18 protein-coding genes are annotated in these 23,520 nt (G+C 63.6%); 9 read left to right on the plus strand and 9 right to left on the minus strand.

From position 1 onward, the window contains the following. The first annotated feature begins 27 nt into the window (after positions 1–27). Positions 28–3,345 (plus strand): ABC transporter substrate-binding protein, encoded by a 3,318-nt coding sequence (locus E6P07_RS04580; RefSeq protein WP_153974528.1) that lies wholly within the window; start codon positions 28–30, stop codon positions 3,343–3,345. A gap of 138 nt (positions 3,346–3,483) precedes the next feature. Then, positions 3,484–4,155, plus strand: a complete 672-nt coding sequence (locus E6P07_RS04585) for a DUF3334 family protein (RefSeq protein ID WP_153974529.1) — start codon at positions 3,484–3,486, stop codon at positions 4,153–4,155. A 69-nt stretch (positions 4,156–4,224) separates the two neighbouring features. Here E6P07_RS04585 and E6P07_RS04590 read toward each other — a convergent pair whose 3' ends face one another. Next, a complete protein-coding gene (locus E6P07_RS04590; RefSeq protein ID WP_153974530.1) occupies positions 4,225–4,662 on the minus strand; it encodes a DUF2934 domain-containing protein in 438 nt (145 codons plus the stop codon). A gap of 294 nt (positions 4,663–4,956) precedes the next feature. On the opposite strand from E6P07_RS04590, the gene E6P07_RS04595 reads away from it, so the two are divergent. Genes E6P07_RS04595 through E6P07_RS04605 form a run of 3 tightly spaced genes read left to right on the plus strand, consistent with a single transcriptional unit; the run spans position 4,957 to position 8,842 of the window. Next, positions 4,957–6,291 (plus strand): polysaccharide deacetylase family protein, encoded by a 1,335-nt coding sequence (locus tag E6P07_RS04595; RefSeq protein ID WP_153974531.1) that lies wholly within the window; start codon positions 4,957–4,959, stop codon positions 6,289–6,291. Further along, positions 6,275–7,747, plus strand: coding sequence for a glycosyl hydrolase family 57 (locus tag E6P07_RS04600; RefSeq protein ID WP_153974532.1), 1,473 nt, complete (start codon positions 6,275–6,277; stop codon positions 7,745–7,747). The genes E6P07_RS04595 and E6P07_RS04600 overlap by 17 nt, the downstream gene beginning before the upstream one ends. A gap of 18 nt (positions 7,748–7,765) precedes the next feature. After that, positions 7,766–8,842, plus strand: a complete 1,077-nt coding sequence (locus E6P07_RS04605; RefSeq protein ID WP_153974533.1) for a DUF2333 family protein — start codon at positions 7,766–7,768, stop codon at positions 8,840–8,842. A gap of 118 nt (positions 8,843–8,960) precedes the next feature. Here the strand turns inward: E6P07_RS04605 and trkA are convergent, their stop codons facing one another. The 7 genes from trkA to def all read right to left on the minus strand — a co-directional run bounded on the left by trkA (position 8,961) and on the right by def (position 17,384). Continuing rightward, complete coding sequence (gene trkA / locus E6P07_RS04610; protein WP_153974534.1) at positions 8,961–10,334, minus strand: Trk system potassium transporter TrkA; 1,374 nt, start codon at positions 10,332–10,334, stop codon at positions 8,961–8,963. A 61-nt stretch (positions 10,335–10,395) separates the two neighbouring features. After that, the gene (locus E6P07_RS04615) at positions 10,396–11,763 is read right to left on the minus strand and encodes a sigma-54-dependent transcriptional regulator (RefSeq protein WP_153974535.1); all 1,368 of its coding nucleotides are present in this window, start codon (positions 11,761–11,763) and stop codon (positions 10,396–10,398) included. Further along, a complete protein-coding gene (locus E6P07_RS04620) occupies positions 11,760–13,958 on the minus strand; it encodes a sensor histidine kinase (RefSeq protein ID WP_153974536.1) in 2,199 nt (732 codons plus the stop codon). Before E6P07_RS04620 ends, E6P07_RS04615 begins: the two co-directional genes overlap by 4 nt. Beyond that, positions 13,940–14,515, minus strand: coding sequence for a DUF4390 domain-containing protein (locus E6P07_RS04625; RefSeq protein WP_153974537.1), 576 nt, complete (start codon positions 14,513–14,515; stop codon positions 13,940–13,942). The genes E6P07_RS04620 and E6P07_RS04625 overlap by 19 nt, the downstream gene beginning before the upstream one ends. After that, a complete protein-coding gene (gene rsmB, locus E6P07_RS04630) occupies positions 14,512–15,873 on the minus strand; it encodes a 16S rRNA (cytosine(967)-C(5))-methyltransferase RsmB (protein ID WP_170286806.1) in 1,362 nt (453 codons plus the stop codon). The genes E6P07_RS04625 and rsmB overlap by 4 nt, the downstream gene beginning before the upstream one ends. Continuing rightward, complete coding sequence (fmt, locus tag E6P07_RS04635; protein WP_211363164.1) at positions 15,854–16,795, minus strand: methionyl-tRNA formyltransferase; 942 nt, start codon at positions 16,793–16,795, stop codon at positions 15,854–15,856. The genes rsmB and fmt overlap by 20 nt, the downstream gene beginning before the upstream one ends. A 46-nt stretch (positions 16,796–16,841) precedes the next feature. Next, positions 16,842–17,384, minus strand: a complete 543-nt coding sequence (gene def, locus E6P07_RS04640) for a peptide deformylase (RefSeq protein WP_153974540.1) — start codon at positions 17,382–17,384, stop codon at positions 16,842–16,844. 127 nt (positions 17,385–17,511) lie between these two features. Between def and E6P07_RS04645 the strand changes: the two genes are divergently transcribed. Genes E6P07_RS04645 through topA form a run of 4 tightly spaced genes read left to right on the plus strand, consistent with a single transcriptional unit; the run spans position 17,512 to position 22,722 of the window. Then, a complete protein-coding gene (locus E6P07_RS04645; protein ID WP_153974541.1) occupies positions 17,512–18,696 on the plus strand; it encodes a LysM peptidoglycan-binding domain-containing protein in 1,185 nt (394 codons plus the stop codon). Positions 18,697–18,700: 4 nt separating this feature from the next. Continuing rightward, on the plus strand, positions 18,701–19,861 hold the full coding sequence (gene dprA / locus E6P07_RS04650) for a DNA-processing protein DprA (protein WP_153974542.1): 1,161 nt from the start codon (positions 18,701–18,703) through the stop codon (positions 19,859–19,861). A 21-nt stretch (positions 19,862–19,882) separates the two neighbouring features. Beyond that, on the plus strand, positions 19,883–20,359 hold the full coding sequence (locus E6P07_RS04655) for a Smg family protein (protein ID WP_153974543.1): 477 nt from the start codon (positions 19,883–19,885) through the stop codon (positions 20,357–20,359). A 47-nt stretch (positions 20,360–20,406) separates the two neighbouring features. Next, complete coding sequence (topA, locus tag E6P07_RS04660; protein WP_153974544.1) at positions 20,407–22,722, plus strand: type I DNA topoisomerase; 2,316 nt, start codon at positions 20,407–20,409, stop codon at positions 22,720–22,722. A 97-nt stretch (positions 22,723–22,819) separates the two neighbouring features. Here the strand turns inward: topA and E6P07_RS04665 are convergent, their stop codons facing one another. Continuing rightward, positions 22,820–23,458, minus strand: a complete 639-nt coding sequence (locus E6P07_RS04665; protein ID WP_246172926.1) for a L,D-transpeptidase family protein — start codon at positions 23,456–23,458, stop codon at positions 22,820–22,822. Positions 23,459–23,520: the final 62 nt, after the last annotated feature.

The following is a 23,520-nucleotide window of genomic DNA, read 5'->3' on the forward strand; positions in this document are numbered from 1 at the left end:
CTAGGCCAAAGCCCGCCTGGACGATCCATGACCGACTCCAACGCCAAACCGATTCGATTGGGACTCTTAAGTCCGCTGACCGGCCTGGTCTCACTCTATGGCCAGGAGATCGTCTGGGCCGGGCAGATCGCCTGCGACGAGGTCAATGCCGCCGGCGGTGTCCTGGGGCGGCGTCTGGAACTGGTCGTCGAGGACGACGGCAGTCTGCCCGAGACCGCCGTGCCCGCCGCCGAGCGCCTGCTCGATCAACACGGCTGCGTTGCCCTGATCGGCAACCTGCTCTCCAACGCGCGCATCGCCGTGGCCAGTCAGGTCGCCGCGGTGCGTCAGGTTCCCTATCTGAACTTCTCGTTCTACGAGGGCAGCATCTACAACCCCTATTTCTTCCATTTCGCCGCCCTGCCCAATCAGCAGATCGATCGCATGATCCCCTACATGGCGCGCGCGGTCGGCCCCAAGATGTTCTTCGCCGGCAGTAACTACGAGTGGCCGCGCGGCTCGATCGACGCCGCCACCCGTGTCCTGCGCGAGCTCGGCGGCGACGTGGTAGGCGAGGAATATCTGCCGTTGGGGAAGGCGCCGATCGATATCCTCCTCGACCGCGTGCGTCGTTCGGGGGCGGACGTGTTCGTGCCCTATTTCGCCGGGGTCGAACAGGCGCGCCTCCTGACCCGCTTCTCCCAACTCGGGCTCAAACGGCGCATGGCCGTCGTCATGGGGCACTATGACGAGGCCATGGCCGCCACGCTTGCCCCCGAGGTGCGCGAGGGCTTTTACTCCTGCAACACCTATTTCATGGCGCTCGACACCCAGGTCAACCGGCGCTATCTGAAGGCCCTGGCCGAACTCCCTGATGTCAGCGGCATCTGGCCCGAGGGCAATGGGATACTGACCAATTTCGGCGAGGGCGTCTATCTGTGTGTGCATGCCTTTGCGCGCGCCGCCGAACAGGCCGGTTCGCTCGCAACCCAGACACTGCTTGAGGCCCTAGAGCAGGTCGAGGTCGAGGGGCCTCAGGGCCATGTCCGCATGGATCCGGCCACCCATCATGCGCACGTCAACACCTACCTGGCGCGTGCCACCTTCGAGGGGCGCTTCGAGGTCATCGCTGAGTTTGGGTGTCTGCCGCCGCACATTCCGGAGCGCTATCGTCATGGGGTGGAGTCGGGGGGCAGCCCGCTGTGTAAGTCTCCCCCTCCGAGGCCGCGTCGGGTGCACCAGGCAGCGTACCCGCTCAAGACCATCGACCACATCCTGTCGAACATTGACGTCGGGGTGCTGGCGGTCGATGCCGAGGGTCTCATCCTGGAGGCCAATCGGCGCGCCGGCGACATGTTCGGCTATGAGGTCGAGGAGCTGGTTGGACTGCCGCTCGAGGAACTGATTCCGCCCGCATTCCGTCAGGCCCATGCCGAGCATCTGAAAGGCTTTTTGAAGGCCGCAACACGGGAGCGACGCATGAGCCAGCGTCCAGATCTCAGCGGTTATCGCAAGGATGGTTCGAACTTTCCGGTCGAGATCTCGATCTCCAAGTCTCAGATCGAGGGGCGCTGGGTCCTGGTGGCGACCATCCTCGACGTCACCGAGCGCCGACTTGCCGAGGAAGAATTGAGCTGGCGTGCCGTTCATGACCCCCTGACGGGTCTCGCCAATCGCGACATGATCCATACCCGCCTGGAGCGCGCCCTGCAGCGCTCCAGGCGCCAGGGTCACAGCGTGGCGCTGCTGTTCATCGATCTCGATGGCTTCAAGCTCATCAACGACAGTCATGGTCATCAGGCCGGCGATGAGCTGCTCAAGACGATCGCCCAGCGTCTGATCGACCATGTGCGTCCGGGCGACATCGTCGGTCGGCTCGGCGGCGACGAGTTCGTGGTGCTCTGCGACCAGGTCGAGAGTCCGGCGGCGATCGCCAGCCTGGCCGACCGGCTCAACGATCTGCTGCGCGAGCCTGTGGAACTCTCAGGACGGCGTCTGTTCGCCACCGCCAGCATCGGCCTGGCCCTCGGTCACGGCACCACCCACAGCGTCGACGATCTGCTGCGCAACGCGGATGCGGCCATGTATCAGGCCAAGGAGCAGGGTCGCGATGGTTGGCGCTTTTTCAGCGAGGAGATCCACGAACAGGCGCGCCGGCGGCTCGACATCACCAACGGACTGCGTCAGGCCATCGAGCGCAACGAGTTTCAGGTACGCTTTCAGCCCATCCTCTGCGCCCAGAGTCAGATCATTCGCGGCGCTGAATTGCTGTTGCGCTGGTTTCAGAGCGGGGGCGAGGTCTCGCCGGCCCATTTCATCCCCATCGCCGAGATGAGCGGTTCGATCGTGCCGATCGGCAAGTGGGTCTTCCATCAGGCCTGTCTGGCCGAGCGCCAGTGGCGCGAACTGTTCGGCGTCGAGGCACCCTATGTCAGCGTCAATGTCTCGGCACGCCAGCTCAACGACGAATCCCTGGTCGAGGAGTTTCGGCGTCTGCTGGATGAAACCGGGGCTGATCCCAACCGCATCGTGCTGGAGCTGACCGAGACCTCGCTGATGAGCGATGTCATCTTCAATCTCAGCGTGCTCAACCAGCTCGCCAGGCTGGGTCTGCGGGTGGCGGTCGACGACTTCGGCACTGGTTATTCCTCCCTGGCGCAGCTGCTGCGCCTGCCGCTGAGCAAGCTTAAGATCGACCGTGAGTTCGTCGACGGGCTCGACAAGCGTCACGACAGCCGTGCTATTGTGCATGCCGTGTGCAGCATGGCGCGCGCCATGAACCTGCAGGTGATCGCCGAGGGGGTGGAGAACGCCAGTCAGTTCGGGTATCTGCGCGATCTAGGGTGCGACTATGTCCAGGGGTTTTACTTCCATCGTCCGTTACCGCCCGAGGAGTTCCTCGCCCTGTTGCATGAGTCAAGTGCCGCCGGGCGTCTGGCTAGTTCGGACGATCTCTATGCGCTGCTCTATGTCAGCAAGGCCACCCGGCCCATGAATGAAGTCGAACTCCAAACCATGCTCGAAAAGGCGCGCGACGCCAATCGCGCCCAGGGCATCACCGGGTTTCTGCTCTATTTCAACAGCTCCTTCATGCAGATCCTCGAAGGGCAGCGCTCACGGGTGCGTGCGTTGCTGGAACGGATCCGGCGCGATCCGCGCCATCACGGCCTGCGGATTGTTTTCGAGGGCGGCATCCAACAGCGCGCCTTCGTCGGTTGGAGTATGGGCTTCCGCGACATGGAGCATATCATCACGCAAACCCAGTTCCTTCAGGGCTGTAGTCGGAAGATCGATTTCCTCGAGATGGCCGATGACCCGCACGTCTGTTACAACTTTATCGTCGCCTTTGCACCCGAGGCCGATTGACTTCCGACAAGCTGTGATGGGGGCCGGGACGACCCGCGACGCTAAGGGCCGGCGAGGCTTCGGGTCGGGGCGCGATATCTCCCCGTCCGGACTCGCCCTCAAAAGACACACTCTCGATTCAGTTAGGAACCAAAACTCGTGGCAAAGACAAAAGCGATCTCGACCGATGACGTGCTCCTGATGCTGTGTGGCTCCGTGAAGAAGGTGCTTTCGGTGGCCACCCAGACCCAGATCAGCTACTCGCCCATGGTGCAGAAGATCACCCGCACCTGTCTGCGTCCAGATATCGGCTGCTTCGTGCTCTTCGACGGGAGCTTCTCGGGACTGGTCATCATGAATTTCTCGGCGCCGGCTGCTATGGAACTCTATCGCGCCTACATGATGAGCATGGGGATGCCGGAGTCCGAACTGGCGACTCAGCATACCTCCGACGAGGTCGGCAACATGCTCGGCGAGCTGATGAACCAGATTGTCGGTGATTTCACGGGCAATGTGGGCAGCGAGCTCCTGGTCTCGATCAATCAGAATCAGCCCAAGATGCTCACCATCAACAAGGAGGTGGTGGTCAGTATCGACACCAATCTGGATCGCGCCCAGGCGCGGCGGGTCTCATTCACGACCGCCAATCGCAATGTCTTCTACATGGAGCTGGCGATGGATCGCACCGAGTTCATCCAGCTCCATGAGTTCGAGCGCGAGGAGACCGATCCCGACCGCATCGTCGAGCAGGTCGGTCAGCAGGGGGCGCTGACGAGCACGAGCAGCCAGTCGCTCGTCGATCAGTCGCTGCTCGATGAGCTGGGACTCTGAGATCGGAGCCACCGAGGCCCGGCTCGGCACCGCGCATCGGCGCTCTGGAATGGATGGGGCTTGCGCCGCTCAATGCCCCGTCATCGCCCGCGCGCGCGCGATGAGCTCATCGATCTCGCGTTCGGCCATCGCCCAGTCCTCGGCCTCATGGCCGGGGGCAAAGTTGCGCTTCTCGGCCTTGTAATAGGCGGCCTCGCGGATCATATCCTGGCGCTTCTCTTCGGAGACCGTCGCCAATTCGTGCAGATGACCCTGGTGATCCGAGAGGCTAGGGCTGGCAGCGGACTGACCGCGCTTGGGGGTGGCGGCTGGCGTCGCCTTGGCGGTGGTTGCCCTCTTGCCCGCCGATCTTGCCGTGCCCTTGCCGACCGGAGCAGATTCAGGTTTGTCAGGGGCGGCGGTGGTAGAAGGCCCAGACGCTGAAGCCCGGCCCTTGATGGCCGTGGTCTTCTTGGTCACCGCCTTTTTGGCCGCCGTTTTCTTCGTCACGATCTTGTCGTCAGCCATGTCACTTGCTTGCCTCTACGATTCGGGGTGGCGATCAATAGGATACACAACAATTGCTAATTCGCCGTGGTTTTTGTATCGCGCCTGATCCGTCGCTCCAGTGGATTGACCGGATGGCCACAGCCTTAATCCCTGTCACATATGGGACGATGAGATCGCGCATCTCCACGACATTGACTATCGCATGTCAATAATCGATGGGGTTCGATTAAAGACCATGGATTCGTTGGTGAATCCAGACGTTCGGCTTTGATATCCTTGACCGTCATCCCAAGCCGTCATCGTGGAGCTCTCATGGCAACAGTCCATCACGCGCTCGTGTTGAATCTCCACCAACCCCTGGGCAATCTCCAGGACTTGCTGGAACACCAAAACTGGGAGGCCCGTGAGATCCTGTTTGCCCTCGATCGCATCCCGCGCAGTCTCTGGGGACGCGAGGAACTCGCCCGCGTCCATCTGTCGCTGTCTGGAACCTTGCTGGAGACGCTGTCCGACCCGGCCTTCCAGGGGCGGGTCTATGGCATCGTCGATTGTGGCTCGTTGCTGTGGCACTTCCAGAATCTGGCCCTGTTCGAGGTTCTGGGGACGGGGTACTTCCACCCGGTGTTGCCACTCATCCCGGAGGCCGACCGGCGTGAGCACCTGGCGCGCTGGCTCGACATCGCCCGCCATCTGCTGTGGCGTCCGCAGTTTCAGGGCTTTTGGCCGCCCGAGATGGGGTTCTCGATGGAGCTCATCCCCCTGCTGAAGGCGTTCGGCTATCGCTATGTCTTCGTCGATAGCGAGCACGTCGAACCGGTCGGTGAGATGAGCTGGCAAGAACTGCGCTATCGTCCGCATCTCGCTCGCTATGGCGAGGATGAGATCATCGTCATCGTGCGCGATCGCGAACTCTCGGATGCCCAGGAGTCCGGCATGGACGTCGACTGGTTCCTCAACGAGGTCGCCGAACGCACCAAGTGGTGCGATTTCGAGCCTCTGGTCACCACCTGCACCGATGGCGAGAACGGTGGCTGGTTCCGCAACGTCAACCCCAGCGCCAACTTCTGGGGTGCCTTCTATCTGCCGCTGCTGGATCGGATCGCGGCGGGCGAGGCCAAGGTGCGTCCGACCTTCGTCAGCGACTATCTCGACGAGTACGGCGCGCATGGCGAGGTGCGGGTCCGCACTGGGGCCTGGAACACCGGCTGGCATCATGGACGCGACTTTACCCAATGGATGGGGTCAGAGCGCCAACGCCGGGCGGTCGCCGACTACGCCGAGGTCAGCCGCATGGTCCATGACGCGCGCTGGTTCGCCGGCGAGCGTGGCGTCACCACGGGGCCAGAGTCGGACGCCCTGGCCGAGGCGCTCTGGCATCTGTTGCGCGCCGAGACTAGCTGCAACCTCTACTGGGGTGAGGCCTGGGTGCCACGCGCCGAGGCCGATCTGCATGCCGCCCGTCAGGCCCTGGAGCGCGCGCTGAGTCTGGCCACAGCGGCACGGGAGGCCGCCGATGCGCCATCGGCGCCCCACGCGGTGCCCGAGGCCAGTGCCCCAGCCGCTGTCCCGGGGCCACGGCCCCAAGCAACCTCTACCGAATTACTCGCCAACCAACCTGAAGGAGCCGACCTTGAACGCCATGCCTGAATACATTGGAGACGTGCCCAATCTGTCCGGCCAGGAGGCCGAGGTCGCGCGGGTCGTTGCGCGCGGACGCGAGCGCGCGCTATTCGCCAAGCGGGGCGGGATCGATTTCGGTGCCATCCGGGCCGCTACCGCCATCGCGCTGCACCAGCATCAGCCGCTCATCCCCGCTGGCGGTACGGATCTGCGCACCGCTGCGCTCATCAGCAATCTCCAGTACATGATGGAGAACCAGCATATCGGCGACAACCACAATGCGCCGACCTTCGTCTGGTGCTACAAGCGCATGGGTGAATTCATCCCGCAGCTGATCCAGGAAGGCCGGTCGCCGCGGGTGATGCTTGAATACTCCGGCACCCTGCTGCATGGTCTGCGCAAGATGGGTGAGCATCATGTCATCGATGCCCTCAAGACCATCACCTGCAACCCGGACTATCACTGGGCGGTCGAGTGGCTCGGCATGCCCTGGGGTCATGCGGTCGCTCCCTCCACCCCAGTGCAGGACTACCGGCTCCATGTGCGCGCCTTCCAGCATCACTTCGCCGCCATCTTCGGCTGGGAGGCGCTGGAGCGGATCCGCGGCTTCTCGCCGTCCGAGATGGCGCTTCCCAATCATCCCGATGTCGCCTACGCCTTCGTCAAGACCCTGGTCGATTGCGGCTATCAATGGGTCCTGGTCCAGGAACATACGGTGCATCAGCTCGGCAGCGAGCGGCATCCCGAGCGCCCGCACATCCCGCACCGGCTGGTTTGCACCAACTCACACGGCGAGACGGCGAGCATCATCGCCATCATCAAGACCCAGGGGTCGGATACCAAGCTCGTGGCCCAGATGCAGCCCTGGTACGAGGCCCAGGGATTGAACCGGGTCGATCTGGCCGGGCACTCGATCCCGCCGCTCGTGACCCAGATCGCCGACGGCGAGAACGGCGGGGTGATGATGAACGAATTCCCGCCTAAGTTCATGGAGGTGGTGCGTGCCGCCAGCCATTCGCAGGTCCCGCTGATGAACGTCAGCGAGTATCTGGAACATCTGTTCGCACTTGGCATCCAAACGACTGATCTACCCGAGATTCAGCCGCTGTTCCACGCGCGCATCTGGTCGCGGATGCAGCCGGGTGAGGGACCCGAGAAACTCAATCGAGTGATCGAGGAGCTCAAGCGCGAGGATGGGCGCTTTCACATGGAAGGCGGGAGCTGGACCAACGATCTGTCTTGGGTCAGGGGCTATGAGAATGTGCTCGGCCCGATGGAAGAGGCAAGCTCGCGCTTCCATGAGCGGGTGTTGCGTCCCGGGATCCCGACCGATCACCCGGCCTATCGCAACGCGCTCTTTCATCTGATGGTCTCTCAGACAAGCTGCTATCGTTACTGGGGTCAGGGCCTCTGGACCGATTATGGGCGCGAGGTCTGCCGACGCACGATCGAGATCATCGAGCACGATTTTGCAAAACCTTAATGTTTCTTGGAGAAGATGATGGATGTCAAAACATCCTTGAAGAATCTGGACCTCGCCAAACAGCTCACCAATCCCTTCGGGCAGTTGATGAAGCTCTATCATCCCAGGGTCTGGCGTGAAAAGGGACTGATGTGGACCGGCGGGCTGTTCATCGTCACCTATCTGGTGGTGGTCCTAGTGCTCGGAATGATCTGGTCGCGCTCACCCAATACCTTTGACGTGCGTGCCAATGCGTTGGCGATGGTCGAGGGTGACGAGACGCGCCTGGTCACGGGCAGCTATACCACGGCGACCGCCATCCGCATCGCCAAGACCCTGCTGGACAAGCCGGGCGGCTATCTGAGCAACGACAGAACCCCGCCCGGCGTCTATCTTGACAACATCCCGAACTGGGAATTCGGCGCCCTGACCGAGCTGCGCGATCTGGCCAATGCGCTGCGCAATGAGCTCAGCCGCGCCCAGTCGCAATCGCTTGAGGACCGTGACCTGCAGATCGCCCAGCCACAGTTCAACTACAACTCAGACTCCTGGATCCTGCCATCGACCGAGTCGGAATACCGTAAGGGGATCGAGGCCCTTGAACGCTACATGCACCGGCTTTCCAGACGTGAGGCCCAGTTTTTTGCCCGTTCCGATAACCTGCGCGCCTATTTGCAGGTGGTCGAGAAACGATTGGGCAACCTGGCCCAGCGTCTGTCCTACGCGGTCGGTCAGGACGATCTAGATACCGATCTGGCCGGGGATCCGGGCGCGCGGCGCGCGAACGGCACCTCGGACCAGATGCACAGGCGCACGCCCTGGCTTCAGATCGATGATGTCTTCTTTGAGGCGCGCGGCTATACCTGGGCGCTCATTCACACCCTACAGGCCATGGCGCTGGACTTCGAGAACGTGCTCAAGACCCGCAACGCCCAGGTCTCGCTGGAGCAGATCATCAGAAAGCTGCAAAGCACTCAGGATCCGATCTGGAGTCCGCTCATCCTCAACGGCACGGGGTTCGGTCTCATGGCCAACCATTCGCTGGTGATGGCCTCTTACATCTCGCGCGCCAACGCTGCCATCATCGACCTGCGCCGGCTGCTGGAGCAGGGCTGAGGTTCGTCATCTGAGACCCGGGTCGCAGTCCCATGACGGCGGCCCAGACGGTCTCGTCCCCCTCGCCCGTGCGCGAGGGGCGGGTTCAATCAGCGCTTGCCAAGACGATGCAAGGTGTTTACAGAAAGGTCACACCGACCTGGAACAGCCGCTCGACCTCCTGGATACGGCGCTTGTCTTGCAAAAAGAGGATGACATGATCCTCAGACTCGATGACGGTCTCACCGTGCGCGATCAACACCTCGTCGCCGCGCACCAAGGCACCGATGCTGGCCCCCTTGGGTAGTTTCAGTTCTGAGATTCGCCGTCCGACCACCTTGCTCGAGGTCGGGTCGCCATGGGCGATGGCCTCGATCGCCTCGGCTGCACCACGGCGCAATGAATGCACCATGACCACGTCGCCGCGTCGCACATGTTTGAGCAGGCTGCCGATGGTGGCCTGCTGGGGCGAGATGGCGATATCGATGACGCCGGACTGGACCAGGTCAGCATAGGGTGGACGGTTGATGAGCGCCATCACCTTGCGCGCCCCGAGTCGCTTGGCCAGCATCGCCGAGATGATGTTGGCCTCGTCGTCGTTGGTGACGGCACAAAAGACATCCGTGTTCTCGATGTTTTCTTCCAGCAGTAGTTCCTGATCGGCCGCATCGCCATGGAGCACGATGGTGCGTTCTAAGTCCTCAGCGATCTGTTTACAGCGATTCAGGTCGCGTTCGATGAGCTTGACCCGGAAGTTTGGTTCGAGCGCCTTGGCCAGGCGGGTGCCGATATTGCCGCCACCGGCGATGATCAGACGCTTGTAGGACGGATCGAGCCGGCGCAGTTCGCCCATCACGGCGCGGATGTGTTCCGGCGCGGCGACAAAAAACACCTCGTCGTCGACCTCGATCCGGGTGTCGCCTTCGGGCTGGATGGCGTGGTCCTGACGATAGATGGCCGCGACGCGTGCCTGGATATGCGGCATGTGTTCGTGCAGGGTGCGCAGCTTCTGACCGACCAGTGGCCCGCCGTGGAAGGCACGCACCGCGACCAGACGGATCCGCCCACCGGCAAAGTCGAGCACCTGGAGTGTGCCCGGATTCTCGATCAAACGGATGATGTAATCCGTGACCAGGGCCTCGGGGCTGATGGCCACATCGATCGGCAGCGCCTCGGTGCCGAACAGCTTGGGCTGGTCGAGGAAGCTCTGGGCGCGCACCCGTGCGATCTTGGTCGGGGTATGGAAGAGCGTATGGGCCACCTGACAGGCGATCATGTTGGTCTCATCGCTGTTGGTGACGGCGATGATCATGTCGGCATCCTCGGCGCCAGCGCGCATGAGGACGTCGGGATGGGCGCCATGACCCTGCACCGTGCGCAGATCGAAGCGATCCTGGAGGTCGCGCAGCAGATCGGCGTCCTGATCGACCACGGTGATGTCGTTGGCCTCGCTGACCAGATTGGCGGCGACCGAGGAACCGACCTGACCAGCGCCGAGGATGATGATCTTCATGGAGTGATCGGTCTCCAGCGATCAGCTGGCAGTGGATCGCTGGCGGCTGGCGGTTGAACGCTCATCTCCGCTCCTTGATCTCGATCCCGAGCGAGCGCAGCTTGCGATAGAGGTGGGTGCGTTCCATGCCTGCCTCCTTGGCCATCTTGCTGACATTGCCCTGGTGCTTTTCGAGCTGATAGTCGAGATAGGCCTTCTCGAACTGTTCACGCGCCTGACGCAGCGGCTGATCGAATGAGACCAGGCCATCGAGTGTCTGGATCTGGATCGGCGGTGGGGCGCCGAGTGCGCTCTCGACCTCCTTTTGGGTGATCTCATCACCGGCCCCCAGGATCAGCAGCCGCTGGACGAGGTTCTTGAGCTCACGCACATTGCCCGGCCAGCTATAGTTGCGCAGAAAATTCTGGGCACCGACACTGAAGCGGCGGTAGGGCAGCTTCTCGTGGGTGGCAAAATAGTCGAGATAGAAATTGAGCAGATCTGGCACATCCTCGGCATGTTCGGACAGCGGCGGGATGTGCAGTGGCACCACGTTGAGGTGATAGAACAGATCCTCGCGGAAGCGTCCGGCGCGCACCTCATCTTCCAGATTGCGCTGGGTGATGGCGATGATGCGCACGTCGATGCGCACCGGCTCACTGCCGCCGACGCGCAGAAAGGAGCCGCTGTCAAGCGCCCCAAGCAACTTGGACTGGGCATCCCATTCCATGTCCGCCACCTCATCGAGCAGCAGGGTTCCGCCGGCGGCCTTCTCCAGGCTGCCGTAATGGGTGTGGTCGCCCTCCTCGACGCCGAACAGCTCGCGCGCGGCGTTGCCGCCGGCCAGTGATGAGACACCCAGATCGATGAAGGGGCGCTCGCGGCGGGCGCTCTGCGAGTGCAGATAGCGTGCGAAGGTCTCACGCCCGCTGCCGGCTTCGCCTGTGATCAGCACCCAGGTGTCATGCTGGGCAATGCGCTTGACCTGCTCGCGCAGACGCTGCATGACCGCGCTGCGTCCGACCGGCTCATGGACCAGGGGTGCACGCCGCTTGAGCCTGATGTTTTCCTGCTGGAGTTTGGCCGCCTCGAGCGCACGCTCGACCGTCAGCAACAGCTTGGCCATCGACAGCGGCTTTTCGAGGAAGTCATAGGCCCCGAGCCGGGTGGCCTCGACCGCCGTCTCCACGGTACCATGACCCGACATCATGATGACCGGACAGGGCAGGCCATCGTCCTCGGCCCATTCCTTGAGCAGTGAGATGCCGTCGATGTCGGGCATCCAGATGTCGAGCAGGATCAGGTCGGGACGGCGGTCGCGCAGGGCGTGTCGCGCGGCCTCGCCGTTCTCGGCCACGGCCACGGCATAGCCTTCATCCTCGAGGATCTCCTTGACCAGGCCGCGGATGTCGGGTTCGTCGTCGACGACCAGGATATGGATTGCGCTCATGCTTCGTGTTGCTCCCGAGCATGGACCGCCGGGGTAGCGGTCGCTTGCCAGACTGGGATCCGGACCCGGATCAGGGCGCCCGAATCGCGATTCTCGACGCTGATCATACCGCCATGTTCCTCGATGATCTTCTTGACGATCGCCAGACCCAAACCCGTGCCCTTGGTCTTGGTCGTGACATAGGGTTCAAACAGCCGGTCCATGAGCGAGGGGTCAAATCCCGGACCATTGTCGGCGACACTGAACTGCACATAGGGCTTGTCATCGGCCTGGATGAGCTCAGTTCTGACCTCGATCAGCGCCTCGGCACGGCCTTCCAGGGCCTCTTGGGCGTTTTTGATCAGATTATGGATGACCTGTCGCAGTCGCAAGGGATCACCCCGCACCCGGGCCTCGGGGGCGTCAAGCCTGATCCTGAGTGCCGGCACGCCAGCGCTGCGATAGAGATCCAGTACTTCGCGCGCCAATTGGTCGAAGACCAGGGGTTCGGCCTGGGGCCTGGGGCTCTTGGCATAGTCCGAGAAGTCGTTGACCATCGCCTTCATGGCCTCGACCTGTTGGATGATGGTACCTGTGGCGCGCTCGATGATCCGTGCGTCGGTCTCATCGGCCTTGGCCAGCAGCTTGTGACGCAGACGCTCGGCCGAGAGCTGGATCGGGGTGAGCGGGTTCTTGATCTCGTGGGCGAGCCGGCGCGCGACCTCGGCCCAGGCTGCATTGCGTTGGGCGATGATCAATGAGGTGATGTCGTCGAAGACCACCACGTGACCGCGCTGGTCTGAGTCTGGGAGTGGCAAGGGGCTGCCGCGGCACAGGAGGGTCTGACTGGTCTCGTCGCGCTGTAGCGTCACCTCGGCGCGCCAGGGCTGGGCCGCGGCGAGATGGCGGCGCACCGTCTCGGTCCAGGGCAAGAGCCAGGGGGCGACGCGCTCCAGAGACTCGAGCCCGATCGGTTCTGCGGTCTCTGCAAGCCCCAGGATCTGGAGCGCGGCCGGATTGGCGGTACGCAGTCGCTGCCGTTCGTCAAGGGCCACCACACCCGAGGATAGACGCCCGAGGATGGTCTCCAGATAGTTGCGCTGGGTCTCGATCGCCTGTTTGCTGCGGGCCGCGGCATCGCGGGCCTGGGCGATGCGCTGCGACATGGCGTTGAAGGAGGCGACCAGGAAGGTCAGTTCGTCGTCGTGACTGGGGAGTCGGATCTGCTGTCCATACTCGCCCTCTGAGATCGAGCGGGTGGCGCGGGCGATGTCGGCAATGGGGGCGACCAGCCGACGCGCGGTGTGGAAGGCAGCGATGAGCGCGGCCATGAGTCCGAATACGAGCACCAAAGAGAGCGTGAGCGAGAAACTCAGCTTGAGCGATTGGCGCAGATAGGCCAGCTCCGTATAGCGGTTGTAGGCGTTCTCAAGCCGGGTAGACAGCTCGGTGATGCGCTCCGAGGTCGGAAAGACGCCCTGGATCAGCATGTCCCGCCCGCGCGGATCCCGGACCAGGGTGCGCACCACCAGCTCGTTGCTCGGCGTGGTCTCGAGCCCGACATAGTTGGTGCCGGCCCGCACGCTGTGATGGATCTCGCGTTCGGTCTGACTGGGAACCAGTTGGGTCGGGTCTTCGTTCGCGGTCCCCAGCATCTGACCCCCGGGGCCATAGACGGTCAGTTCGATGGCCCCGGCGCGACGGCGCAGGTCGTTGAGGCTGAGCGCGATGGCGGTGGCCGAACGGTCCTCGATCCCGGCCAGCAATTGCTCGCTAATCTTGACCAGGAGGCGTTGATTGAGGTCGAGCGAGGCCTGATTGAGCACGAGGGCGTCTTGCATGGCGCGCCCGATCTCGACGTCGAACCAGCTATCGATGCCGCGCAGCAGGAACCCGAGCGAAAAATAATAGACCGCGCCCACCGGCAGCAGCGAGATCAGCGAGAACAACACCAGGATGCGGGCGGTCAAACGCGAGCCGGCCGCCTGCCGCCGATAGCGGCGCACCAGCTTGACGATGTTGACGATCACCAGCACCGCCAGTGCCAAGAGTCCGGCCAGGACCATCGACAGCAGCGGCAGGAAGGCGCGGCTGAGTGTCTCGGAGTTTTCCACCGCGTCGCGCATCAAGACCAGCACGACGAAGAGTCCGAGGATCAGCAGGGCGACCGGCAGGGTGCCGAGTCCACGATGCCAGTTTAGGGTTTTAGAGGCCAAGTCGTCCAACCGCTCGAGAGCTTCCAGGAGGGCTTGAGATAGGCCATGGGGCGCAGCGGGAGGGGCAGTTCCTCGATGTCCAGAAAGACCTTGATCTGGAGCTCATACTCTTCGTTCGGGTCGAGCCGATCGAGTCTGATGAGGGGCTGGTCGGTGAGCTCGCCTAAGGCGCGGATGGCCGCGTCGCGGGTGACGAAGTCACGCCCGTTGAGGCTCGGCAGACGATGGACTTCGTAGCGTTCGGAGAGCGGTCTGTAGCGGATGGTATAACGCCACTGTTCATCGACCAGACTGTCCTCCCAGAGCCAGGCTCTGGCGCGACGCACCTGGATGTGGAAGACCAGCGTCAGAGGCACGCCATGATCGAGTGCCTCGAGCACGGTGTCGTTGAACCCGAGCTCGACACCGGCGTTTAGCACCAATTGCCCGGACTCGGGCCGGATCTGGACCTGTTTGATCAAAAAACCCGAGCGTGCCTGGGGCGCACCGACGGCGAGCGCGGGCAGGAGGCTTAGAACCAGGATCAGCGCGACACGAGAGACCTTGCGCGGGGTCATGGTGTGTCCTTGGCCAGCAGGGCATAGAAGAAGCCGTCGTGCCCCCGGGCGGTCGGCAGAAGCTGGCGTCCAGGTGGACGCGGGCAACCCCAGTCGGTCGCGAGCTCAAGTGCGTGGGCCTCGGGATGGCGTGCGAGGAAGGTCTCGACCTGACACTCGTTCTCTGCGGCGAGCAGCGAGCAGGTGGAATAGAGCAACCGTCCGCCTGGACGCAGCAGCGACCAGACGGCCTCCAGGAGGCGCGACTGGGTGGCGACGAGTGCACCGATATCGTCGGGGCGGCGCAGCCATTTGATGTCGGGGTGACGCCGGATGACGCCGGTCGCCGAACAGGGGACATCGAGCAGGATGCAGTCGAAGGGGCGGGCGGTCCAGTCCCCGTGCGGAGCGGACGCATCGCCGACCCGTACCTGAGCGCTGAGTCCGAGTCGGTCGAGCGTCGTGCCGACCCTGGCCAGACGTGCGGCATCGTTGTCGATGGCGACCAGGTCCAAGGCGTTGCCGGCGCGTTCCAGGATGGCGGCCGTCTTGTTCCCAGGTGCGGCACAGGCGTCGAGCACCCGCTCGCCGGGCTGGGCGTCGAGCAGGCGCGCGGCCAGCTGTGCCCCGCTGTCCTGGATCGAGACCCAGCCATCGTCAAAGCCCGGCAGTTCGCGCATGGGTCGGGGCTGATCGAGCAGGATGCCGGTCTCCAATCCCGCGATGGCGTGCGCGCCGATGCCGGCGGCCTTGAGTTGGCCCAGATAGTCAGCACGCGTCACCCGCAGCGGGTTGACGCGCAGGGCCATAGGGGCACGTTCGTTGCTGGCTCGGACGATCGACTCCCAGTCATCCGGCCAGTCGTTCCTGAGCCGTTCGAGCAGCCAGTCGGGATAGAGCCAGCGTGACTCGGGTTGGGTATCGATCTGGCGGAGCAGGGCTTCATACTCGCGCTGGAAGCGTCGCAGGAGTGCGTTGACCAGGCTGGCCATCCGGGGCTTGCCAAGCACTCGGCTCGCCTCGACCGTGGCCGAGACGGCGGCATGTGGCGGTGTGTGCATGAAGCCGAGCTGATAGAGTCCGATCAGGATCAGCGCCTGGATGTCGCCATCGCGCGGCTTGAGCGGGCGTTCGAGCAGACAGCCGGCAATCAGCTGAAGACGCGGCAGCAGACGCAATGTGCCATAGACCATCTCCTGCACCAAGGCCTGATCGGCCGCTGAACCTGGTGTCGTGTCGGTTTGTCGGAGTCGCGCGAGCGACTGGCCGTGTTCGAGCACCGACTGTAGGGCGCGCGCCGCTGCGGCGCGCGGCTCGGCCCCCGGCGAGACGGCGATTGGAGGCGGGCGATGTCGGCGTTCAGTCAAGACGCGCTCCATCCAACTGTCGCGCATTGAGGTAGTCTGCCGCGCTCATGGGCCTTTTGCCCGCCGGTTGCAGGCAGGTGATACGCAGTGTGCCCGATCCGGTGGCGACCCGGATCCCGGTGCGATCGGCCCCAATGACGGTGCCTGGGGGTAGCGAGTCACTGGCGTCGCCCTCGGCCTCGGCCGTCCAGATCCGTAGTGTCGCACCCTCTAGCGTCGTCTGGGCAACCGGCCAGGGATTAAAGGCCCGCACTTGACGCTCGATGGCCTCGGCGGGCGTGTTCCAGTCGATCCTGGCTTCGTCCTTGCTGAGTTTGTGGGCATAGGTGGCCTGCGTTTCGTCCTGAGGTTCGGGGGCTGGCGAACCCGCGACGATTGTGGGCAGGGCCTCCAGGAGTGCGCGCGCGCCGAGTTCGGCGAGCCGATCATGCAGGGTGCCCCCGGTCTCGTGGCGTTCGATCGGTGTGGCGATCCGATGGAAGACCGGTCCGGTGTCGAGTCCGGCCTCCATGCGCATGATGCAGACGCCTGTCTCCGTATCACCGGCGAGGATGGCGCGTTGGATCGGCGCGGCGCCGCGCCAACGCGGCAGCAGCGAGGCATGGACGTTGACGCAACCGAGCCGGGGCGCTTCCAGGACTGCGCTCGGCAGTCGCAGACCATAGGCGACCACGACCATCAGGTCAGCCCCGAGCTTGCGCAGCTGCTCGATGGCCTCGGGATCGTCCTTGAGTCTCTCGGGCTGATACACTGCCAGACCGCGATCGAGCGCCAGTGTCTTCACTGGGCTCATCTGGAGTCTGCGTCCGCGTCCGGCCGGGCGGTCGGGCTGGGTATAGACACCGATCACTTCGTGCCCGGCATCGAGCAGGGCAGCGAGGCAGGGGACAGCAAAGTCCGGCGTGCCGGCGAAAATGAGGCGCAGCGGTTTCATCAAGTGGCTCGGCGGTCGGTGGATGGGCGATGAGGCGGCTCAGTGCTCAAATGACGCTGCGCTGTGGCTCGGTGTTCTGGCGCGTGCGTGCGGCCTCCTTGCGCTGTTTTTCGAGCTTGTGACGGATGCGCTGGCGCTTGAGGATGGAGATGTGATCGACAAAGAGCTTGCCGTCGAGATGGTCGATCTCGTGCTGGATGCAAACGGCGAGCAGTCCTTCGGCGTTGAGTCTGAAGGGGTTGCCGTTACGATCGAGCGCCTCGACGCTGACATGTGCGGCGCGGGTCACGGTTTCGAAGAAACCGGGGACCGACAGACAGCCCTCTTCCATCTGTTCCGTGCCCTCGCGCGCCAGGATGCGCGGGTTGATCAGACACATCGGGCTGTCGTGTTCCTTGGAGATGTCGATGACGAGGACCTGGCGCTGGACATTGACCTGGGTCGCTGCCAATCCGATGCCCGGGGCGGCGTACATGGTTTCGAACATGTCGTCGATGAGTCGGCGGATACGGTTATCGACCTGCTCGACGGGCTGGGCCTTTTGGCGCAGTCGCGGGTCGGGGAAGACGAGGATATCGAGTATGGCCATGCGAATTCTTGAGTCCAGCTTGAGTCAACGGGTGGTCGGGACGAAGCGGTGTGCGCTACTATCTCTCAGGATACTACATCCCATCGTGGGGACGGGAACATCCCGTTTCGACCATTGCGGAGGGTCCATGTGCGCCATGCAACGCCGTTTTGCCGTCATTTCAATCCTCATCGGCTCCCTGGCACTCCTGGCGCCGGGGGTGTTTGCGGTCGAGTTGGCGCCTGATGCGCCTCAGACCTATCGGGTGCGTCCGGGTGACACGCTCTGGGACATCGCCGGACACTTTCTGCGCGACCCCTGGCGCTGGTCCGAGGTCTGGCGCGCCAATCCGGACATCGAGGACCCCAATCGCATCTATCCGGGCGACCTGCTCGAACTGACGATGATCGATGGCCGTCCAGTGATCGGACGCGCCGGCCCGCCCCTGGTCAGGCTCAGCCCGCAGATGCGCGCCGAGGCCATCGAAGCACCCGTGCCGACTATCCGCATCGGCCCGATCGCCCCTTTCCTTTCCCAGCCCCATGTCACTGAGTCTGATACGCTCAAGCAGGCCTCCTATGTGGTCGGCTTCCCGGACGAACACCTTGTTGCCGGTACCCATGATGCGATCTATGTGCGCAAGATCCGCACGAGCGAAGTCAGCCAGTTCCAGGTGCTGCGTCCAGGCGATGCGTTGCGCGATCCCGATAGCGGCGATCTGCTCGGTTATGAGGCCGCCTTCGTTGCCAACGCCGTGCTGGAGCGCACGGGCGATCCTGCCAAGCTGCGCGTGACCCGGATGGAACGGGAGGTAGCGGTCGGCGATCGGGTCATCCCAGCCGACGCCGATCGACCGCTGACCGACTTCCAGCCACGTCCGGCCCCGCCGGAGACGCGCGGGCGTATCCTCTCGGTGATGAACGGTCTCGCGCAGATCGGACGGTACGACGTGGTCATCATCAATCGCGGCGCGCGTGATCGAATCGAACCCGGCCATGTATTCGAAGTCTTCAGCGGCGGCGATAAAGAACGCGATCAGGTCCGCAGTGGGCTTGCCAACACCGACTGGCTGATGGAGAGTCCCTTTTCGAGTGCGTTTTGGCTCGGTCGCGACTTTGAATTCAAGGGCTGGCGCACCGACGAACCCTCGCGCGACGCGAGCCTTCCGCTGCATCCGGAGTATCGGCGTAACAAGGCCGAATATGTCAAGCCTTTCGAGCGCGCGGGTGTGCTGATGGTGTTCCGGGTCTTCGATCGGGTCAGTTTCGGTCTCATCCTCGAAGCCACGCGCACGCTGCGGGTGGGCGACTGGATTGCCCCGCCGCCCGCCTGATCCCGTGCCGTCTCAAGCGCGCGACTGGTCGAGCGCGTCGATCGGTGACTGGCTCGCGCTTGTCCTGGCTCCAGGCATCGGGCCGCGCACCTTTGAGCGATTGATGGAGGGCTTCGGCTCACCGAGCGCGGTGCTGGCGGTCGATGACGAGCGTCTCGAGCGGATGGGGCTCAGGCCCGAGACCATCGCCGCCCTGCGTCGGCCCGATCAGGCGAGGATCGAAGGCATCCTCACCTGGGCCGAGCATCCAGACGCCCATCTCATTACGCGCGCCGATCCGCGCTATCCGCCACTCCTGACCCAGATTGCCGATCCACCGCCGCTGCTCTACGCGCGCGGCGATGTCGCTCTGCTGAGCGAGCCGCAGATCGCCATCGTTGGCACCCGCCATCCGACACCCGGCGGAGCCGAGATCACCGGTACCTTTGCGCGCCGGCTGGCCGGTCAGGGTCTAATCGTGACCAGTGGCCTGGCCGTCGGCATCGACGGCACGGCCCATGCCGCCGCCCTGGAGACAGGGCACAGTATCGCGGTGCTCGGCACGGGTCCGGATCTGGTCTATCCGGCCGTGCATCGCGATCTGGCGCGCCGCCTCGTCGGGCGTGGTGTGATCGTCAGCGAACTGCCGCCGGGGCAGGGGCCGCTGGCAAGCAGCTTTCCACGTCGCAACCGGCTCATCAGCGGTCTGAGTCTAGGGGTACTGGTGACAGAGGCGGCGATCAAGAGCGGCTCGCTGATCACGGCCCGACTGGCGTTGGAACAGGGACGCGAGGTCTTCGCGGTGCCGGGCTCGATTCGCAATCCGCTGTCGCGCGGCTGTCACGCTCTGATCCGCGAGGGCGCCAAGCTCGTCGAGGAACCCGAGGAGATCCTGGCCGAACTGGCCCCGCAGTTGCGCGCGCTGCTGGTCGAGCCCCAGGCCGAGCCTGCGCGCGCTGCCGAGGCGCCCGCTGCGATCCTGCCGCCCGAGCAGGCGCGATTGCTGGAGGCCATTGGCCATGATCCGGTCAACCTGGACGAGCTGACTGAACGCACGGGCTTGGCGGTCGAGCAGATTTCATCCATGCTGTTGCTCATGGAGCTCGAGGGTCATGTATCATCCCTGCCAGGTGGTCGCTATGCCCGCGCGCCGACTGTCGCCCTGACCCGTCAGCCCCGGGGCTGACACCATCCGTCGAGATTGCCGATGAACGAAAACATGGTCGATGTACTGATCTATCTGTACGAGAATTACATGCACGGCGAGGAGCGTCTGCTGCTCGAGCAGAGCGACCTCGAGGATGAACTGAGCCAGGCCGGTTTCTCTCAAGGCGAGATCGACAAGGCGCTGCGCTGGCTCGACGAGCTGGCGCTTGGGGTCGAGGCGGCCCATGAACATGGCCCCGTCACTCGCTCGATCCGTGTCTACAGCGAACGCGAATGCGCAAAGCTCGACCTGGAGGCGCGCGGCATGATCATGTCGCTGGAGCACAGCGGTATCCTGGATCCGATCAGCCGCGAGCTGGTGATCGACCGTCTTTTGGCAATCGACCATCCGCGGATGCTGGTCGATGAGGTCAAGTGGGTCGCACTCCTGGTGCTCATGAACCGCCCGGGGCGTGAGGAGGCCTTCGACCAGCTCGAGGCGATGCTCTACGCCGACGAGCCGGTCTATCTGCACTGAATGTCCGAACACTCACCAATCGCGTGTCGTTATTCCGTCCGTCCTGCATGAATCTCGTCATCGTCGAATCCCCAGCCAAGGCCAAGACCATCAAGAAATATCTCGGACCCAGCTTCGATGTCTTGGCCTCCTACGGCCATGTGCGTGATCTGGTCCCCAAGGAGGGAGCGGTCGATCCGGACCATGGTTTCGCGATGAAGTACCAGGTCATCGAGCGCAACGAGAAGCACGTCCAGGCCATCGCCAAAAAACTCAAGGACTGTGAGGCGCTCTATTTGGCCACCGACCCCGACCGCGAGGGCGAGGCCATCTCCTGGCACATCCACGAGCTGCTCAAGAGTCGGCGTCAACTCGGCGACAAGCCGGTACATCGCGTGGTCTTCAACGAGATCACCCAGCGTGCGGTCCAGGAGGCCATCGCGCATCCGCGCCAGATCTCATACGACCTGGTCAATGCCCAGCAGGCGCGCCGGGCGCTCGACTATCTGGTCGGCTTCAATCTCTCGCCCCTGCTGTGGAAGAAGATCCGGCGTGGACTCTCGGCCGGGCGGGTGCAGAGTCCGGCGCTGCGCCTGATCTGCGAGCGCGAGGCCGAGATCGAGTCCTTCGTCAAGCGCGAGTACTGGACCATCGAGGCCGATGCAGCCAAGGACCAACGTCCCTTCGTCGCCCGGCTCATTCGCTTCGGCGGCGAGAAGGTCGAGCAGTTCAGCATCACCGACCAGGCGCGCGCCACTGAGGTCAAGTCCGCGCTGGAAAGGGCCGCCACTGGCCGGCTCAGGGTCGAGCAGGTCGAGCGCAAGCAGCGCCGGCGCCAGCCCGCCCCGCCCTTCATCACCTCCACCCTTCAGCAGGAGGCCGCGCGCAAGCTTGGTTTTAGCGCCCAGAACACCATGCGTGTGGCTCAGCAGCTCTACGAGGGCGTGGATGTCGGCTCGGGTGCGGTCGGACTCATCACCTATATGCGCACCGACTCGGTGAATCTGGCCCAGGAGGCCATCGCCGAGATCCGTGCCTATGTCGCCGAACGCTATGGCGCGGCGGGGCTTCCGGACAGCCCGCGCCTGTTCAAGACCAAGTCCAAGAATGCCCAGGAGGCCCACGAGGCCATCCGTCCGACCTCGATCCGGCGCGAACCGTCCGCCGTCAAGCCTTATCTCACGGTCGAGCAGTTCAAGCTCTACGAGCTGATCTGGAGGCGCACGCTCGCCTGTCAGATGGCCCAGGCGCTCATCGATCAGGTCGCAGTCGACCTGAGTGCCGGCACGGATACTGGCCATCTGTTGCGCGCCACCGGCTCGACGGTGGTCGATCCTGGCTTCATGCGCGTCTATCTGGAAGGACGCGACGATGCCAAGGGGGCCGACGACGATGAGGAGCGGATGCTCCCCGAGATGCAGGTCGGCGACTGGGTCGAGCTGATCGCGATCCGTCCCGAGCAACACTTCACCGAGCCGCCGCCGCGCTATAGCGAAGCGACCTTGGTCAAGGCACTCGAAGAGTTCGGTATCGGACGCCCCTCGACCTATGCCTCGATCATCTCGACCCTCCAGGAGCGTGAATACGTGATCCTGGACAAGAAACGCTTTGTACCGACCGATATCGGGCGCGTGGTCAATCGCTTCCTGACCGACTATTTCACCTCTTACGTCGACTACGACTTCACCGCCCGTCTGGAGGACGAGTTGGATGCCGTCTCGCGCGGGGAGGAGGAATGGGTACCCGTGCTGGAGCGTTTCTGGCGTCCGTTCAAAGCGCTGGTCGACCACACGCAAGAGCACGTCAAGCGCAGCGATGTGACCCAGGAACGTATCAAGGAGACCTGCCCCAAGTGCGGCGGTCAGCTCGCGATCCGGCTCGGGCGCAATGGGCGCTTCATCGGCTGCACCCACTATCCTGAGTGCGACTACACCCGCGACCTCAATCCGGACAGGACCGAGCGCGAGGCAGCGCCCGAGGTCATCGAGGGCCGTTTGTGTCCATTGTGCGGATCGACGCTCGAGATCAAGCGCGGACGCTATGGTAAGTTCATCGGATGCAGCGCCTATCCGACCTGCAAGTACATCGAGCCGCTCGACAAGCCCGAGGACACGGGCATCAGCTGCCCGCAGTGCGGTCAGGGCAGGCTACAAAAGAAGAAATCCCGGCGCGGTAAGCTGTTCTATTCCTGCTCGACCTATCCCAAGTGCGACTATGCGGTCTGGGACGAGCCGCTCGCCGAACCCTGTCCGAGCTGCGGCTGGCCGATCCTGACGCTCAAGGCCACCAAGACCCAGGGCGTGTTCAAGGTCTGTCCGCGCAAGGAGTGTGGTTACCGCGCCCCGGTCGCGGAAGTGGAGGCCACGTCCGGCGCGCTGGACTGAAGATCCAACACGCCGCCAGGGTCTTGAGTCAAGGCGTGCCATCCGCACGGCTGGTTCCGATCGCCCATCCGTAATCCGCGACAGGCGCACCCTGTCATCAGGGCATGATCTGGATCGGCGTTCCGTCCTTCACCAGACTCCAGATTTCGTCCATATCCTGGTTTTGGACCGCGATACAGCCCTGGGTCCAGTCGCGGTTGGCATACTCTCGGCGCATGCTCTCGGACTGGATGTAGTTGGGCAGACCATGGAGCATGATCATGCCGCCTGGATTGCTGTAGCCGAGCTGGCGGCTGAGGGCGCGATCCTTCTCACTGGGGTAGGAGATATGGATGGCCTTGTAGAAATTGCTGTTTGGGTTCCGCCAGTTGAGGGTATAGGTCCCCTCGGGTGTGCGCTGGTCGCCCTCGCGATACTTGTGCCCGACCGGCGAGCCACCGAGCGCGACGCGATATTGACGCACTACCTGGCCACCACTGAGTAGCTCGAGCTGGCGCTGTGACTTTTTGACCACTACCTTGTCGACTGGCCCTGTGACTGGCCGCGTGGACGCCGAGGGGGCTGTGGTACTGCAACCGTTCAGCAGCATGACTCCAACCAGGCTCAGGGCCAGGCCGAGACCCGAGACGGCCAGCGGGTGGCGCTGGGCCGCCGCCGGACGGGACTCGCCCCGGACGGTTATGCGCGCAGATTCGCGATGGATATTGATAGAGTTGAGCCAGCTATCGACGTACATGGTCTCGCATCTCTTACAACATGTCTTAACGAAGAACATCGACGTATGATAAACGGCCTTCC

This window comes from Thermochromatium tepidum ATCC 43061, from assembly GCF_009664085.1.
Classification (GTDB): domain Bacteria; phylum Pseudomonadota; class Gammaproteobacteria; order Chromatiales; family Chromatiaceae; genus Thermochromatium; species Thermochromatium tepidum.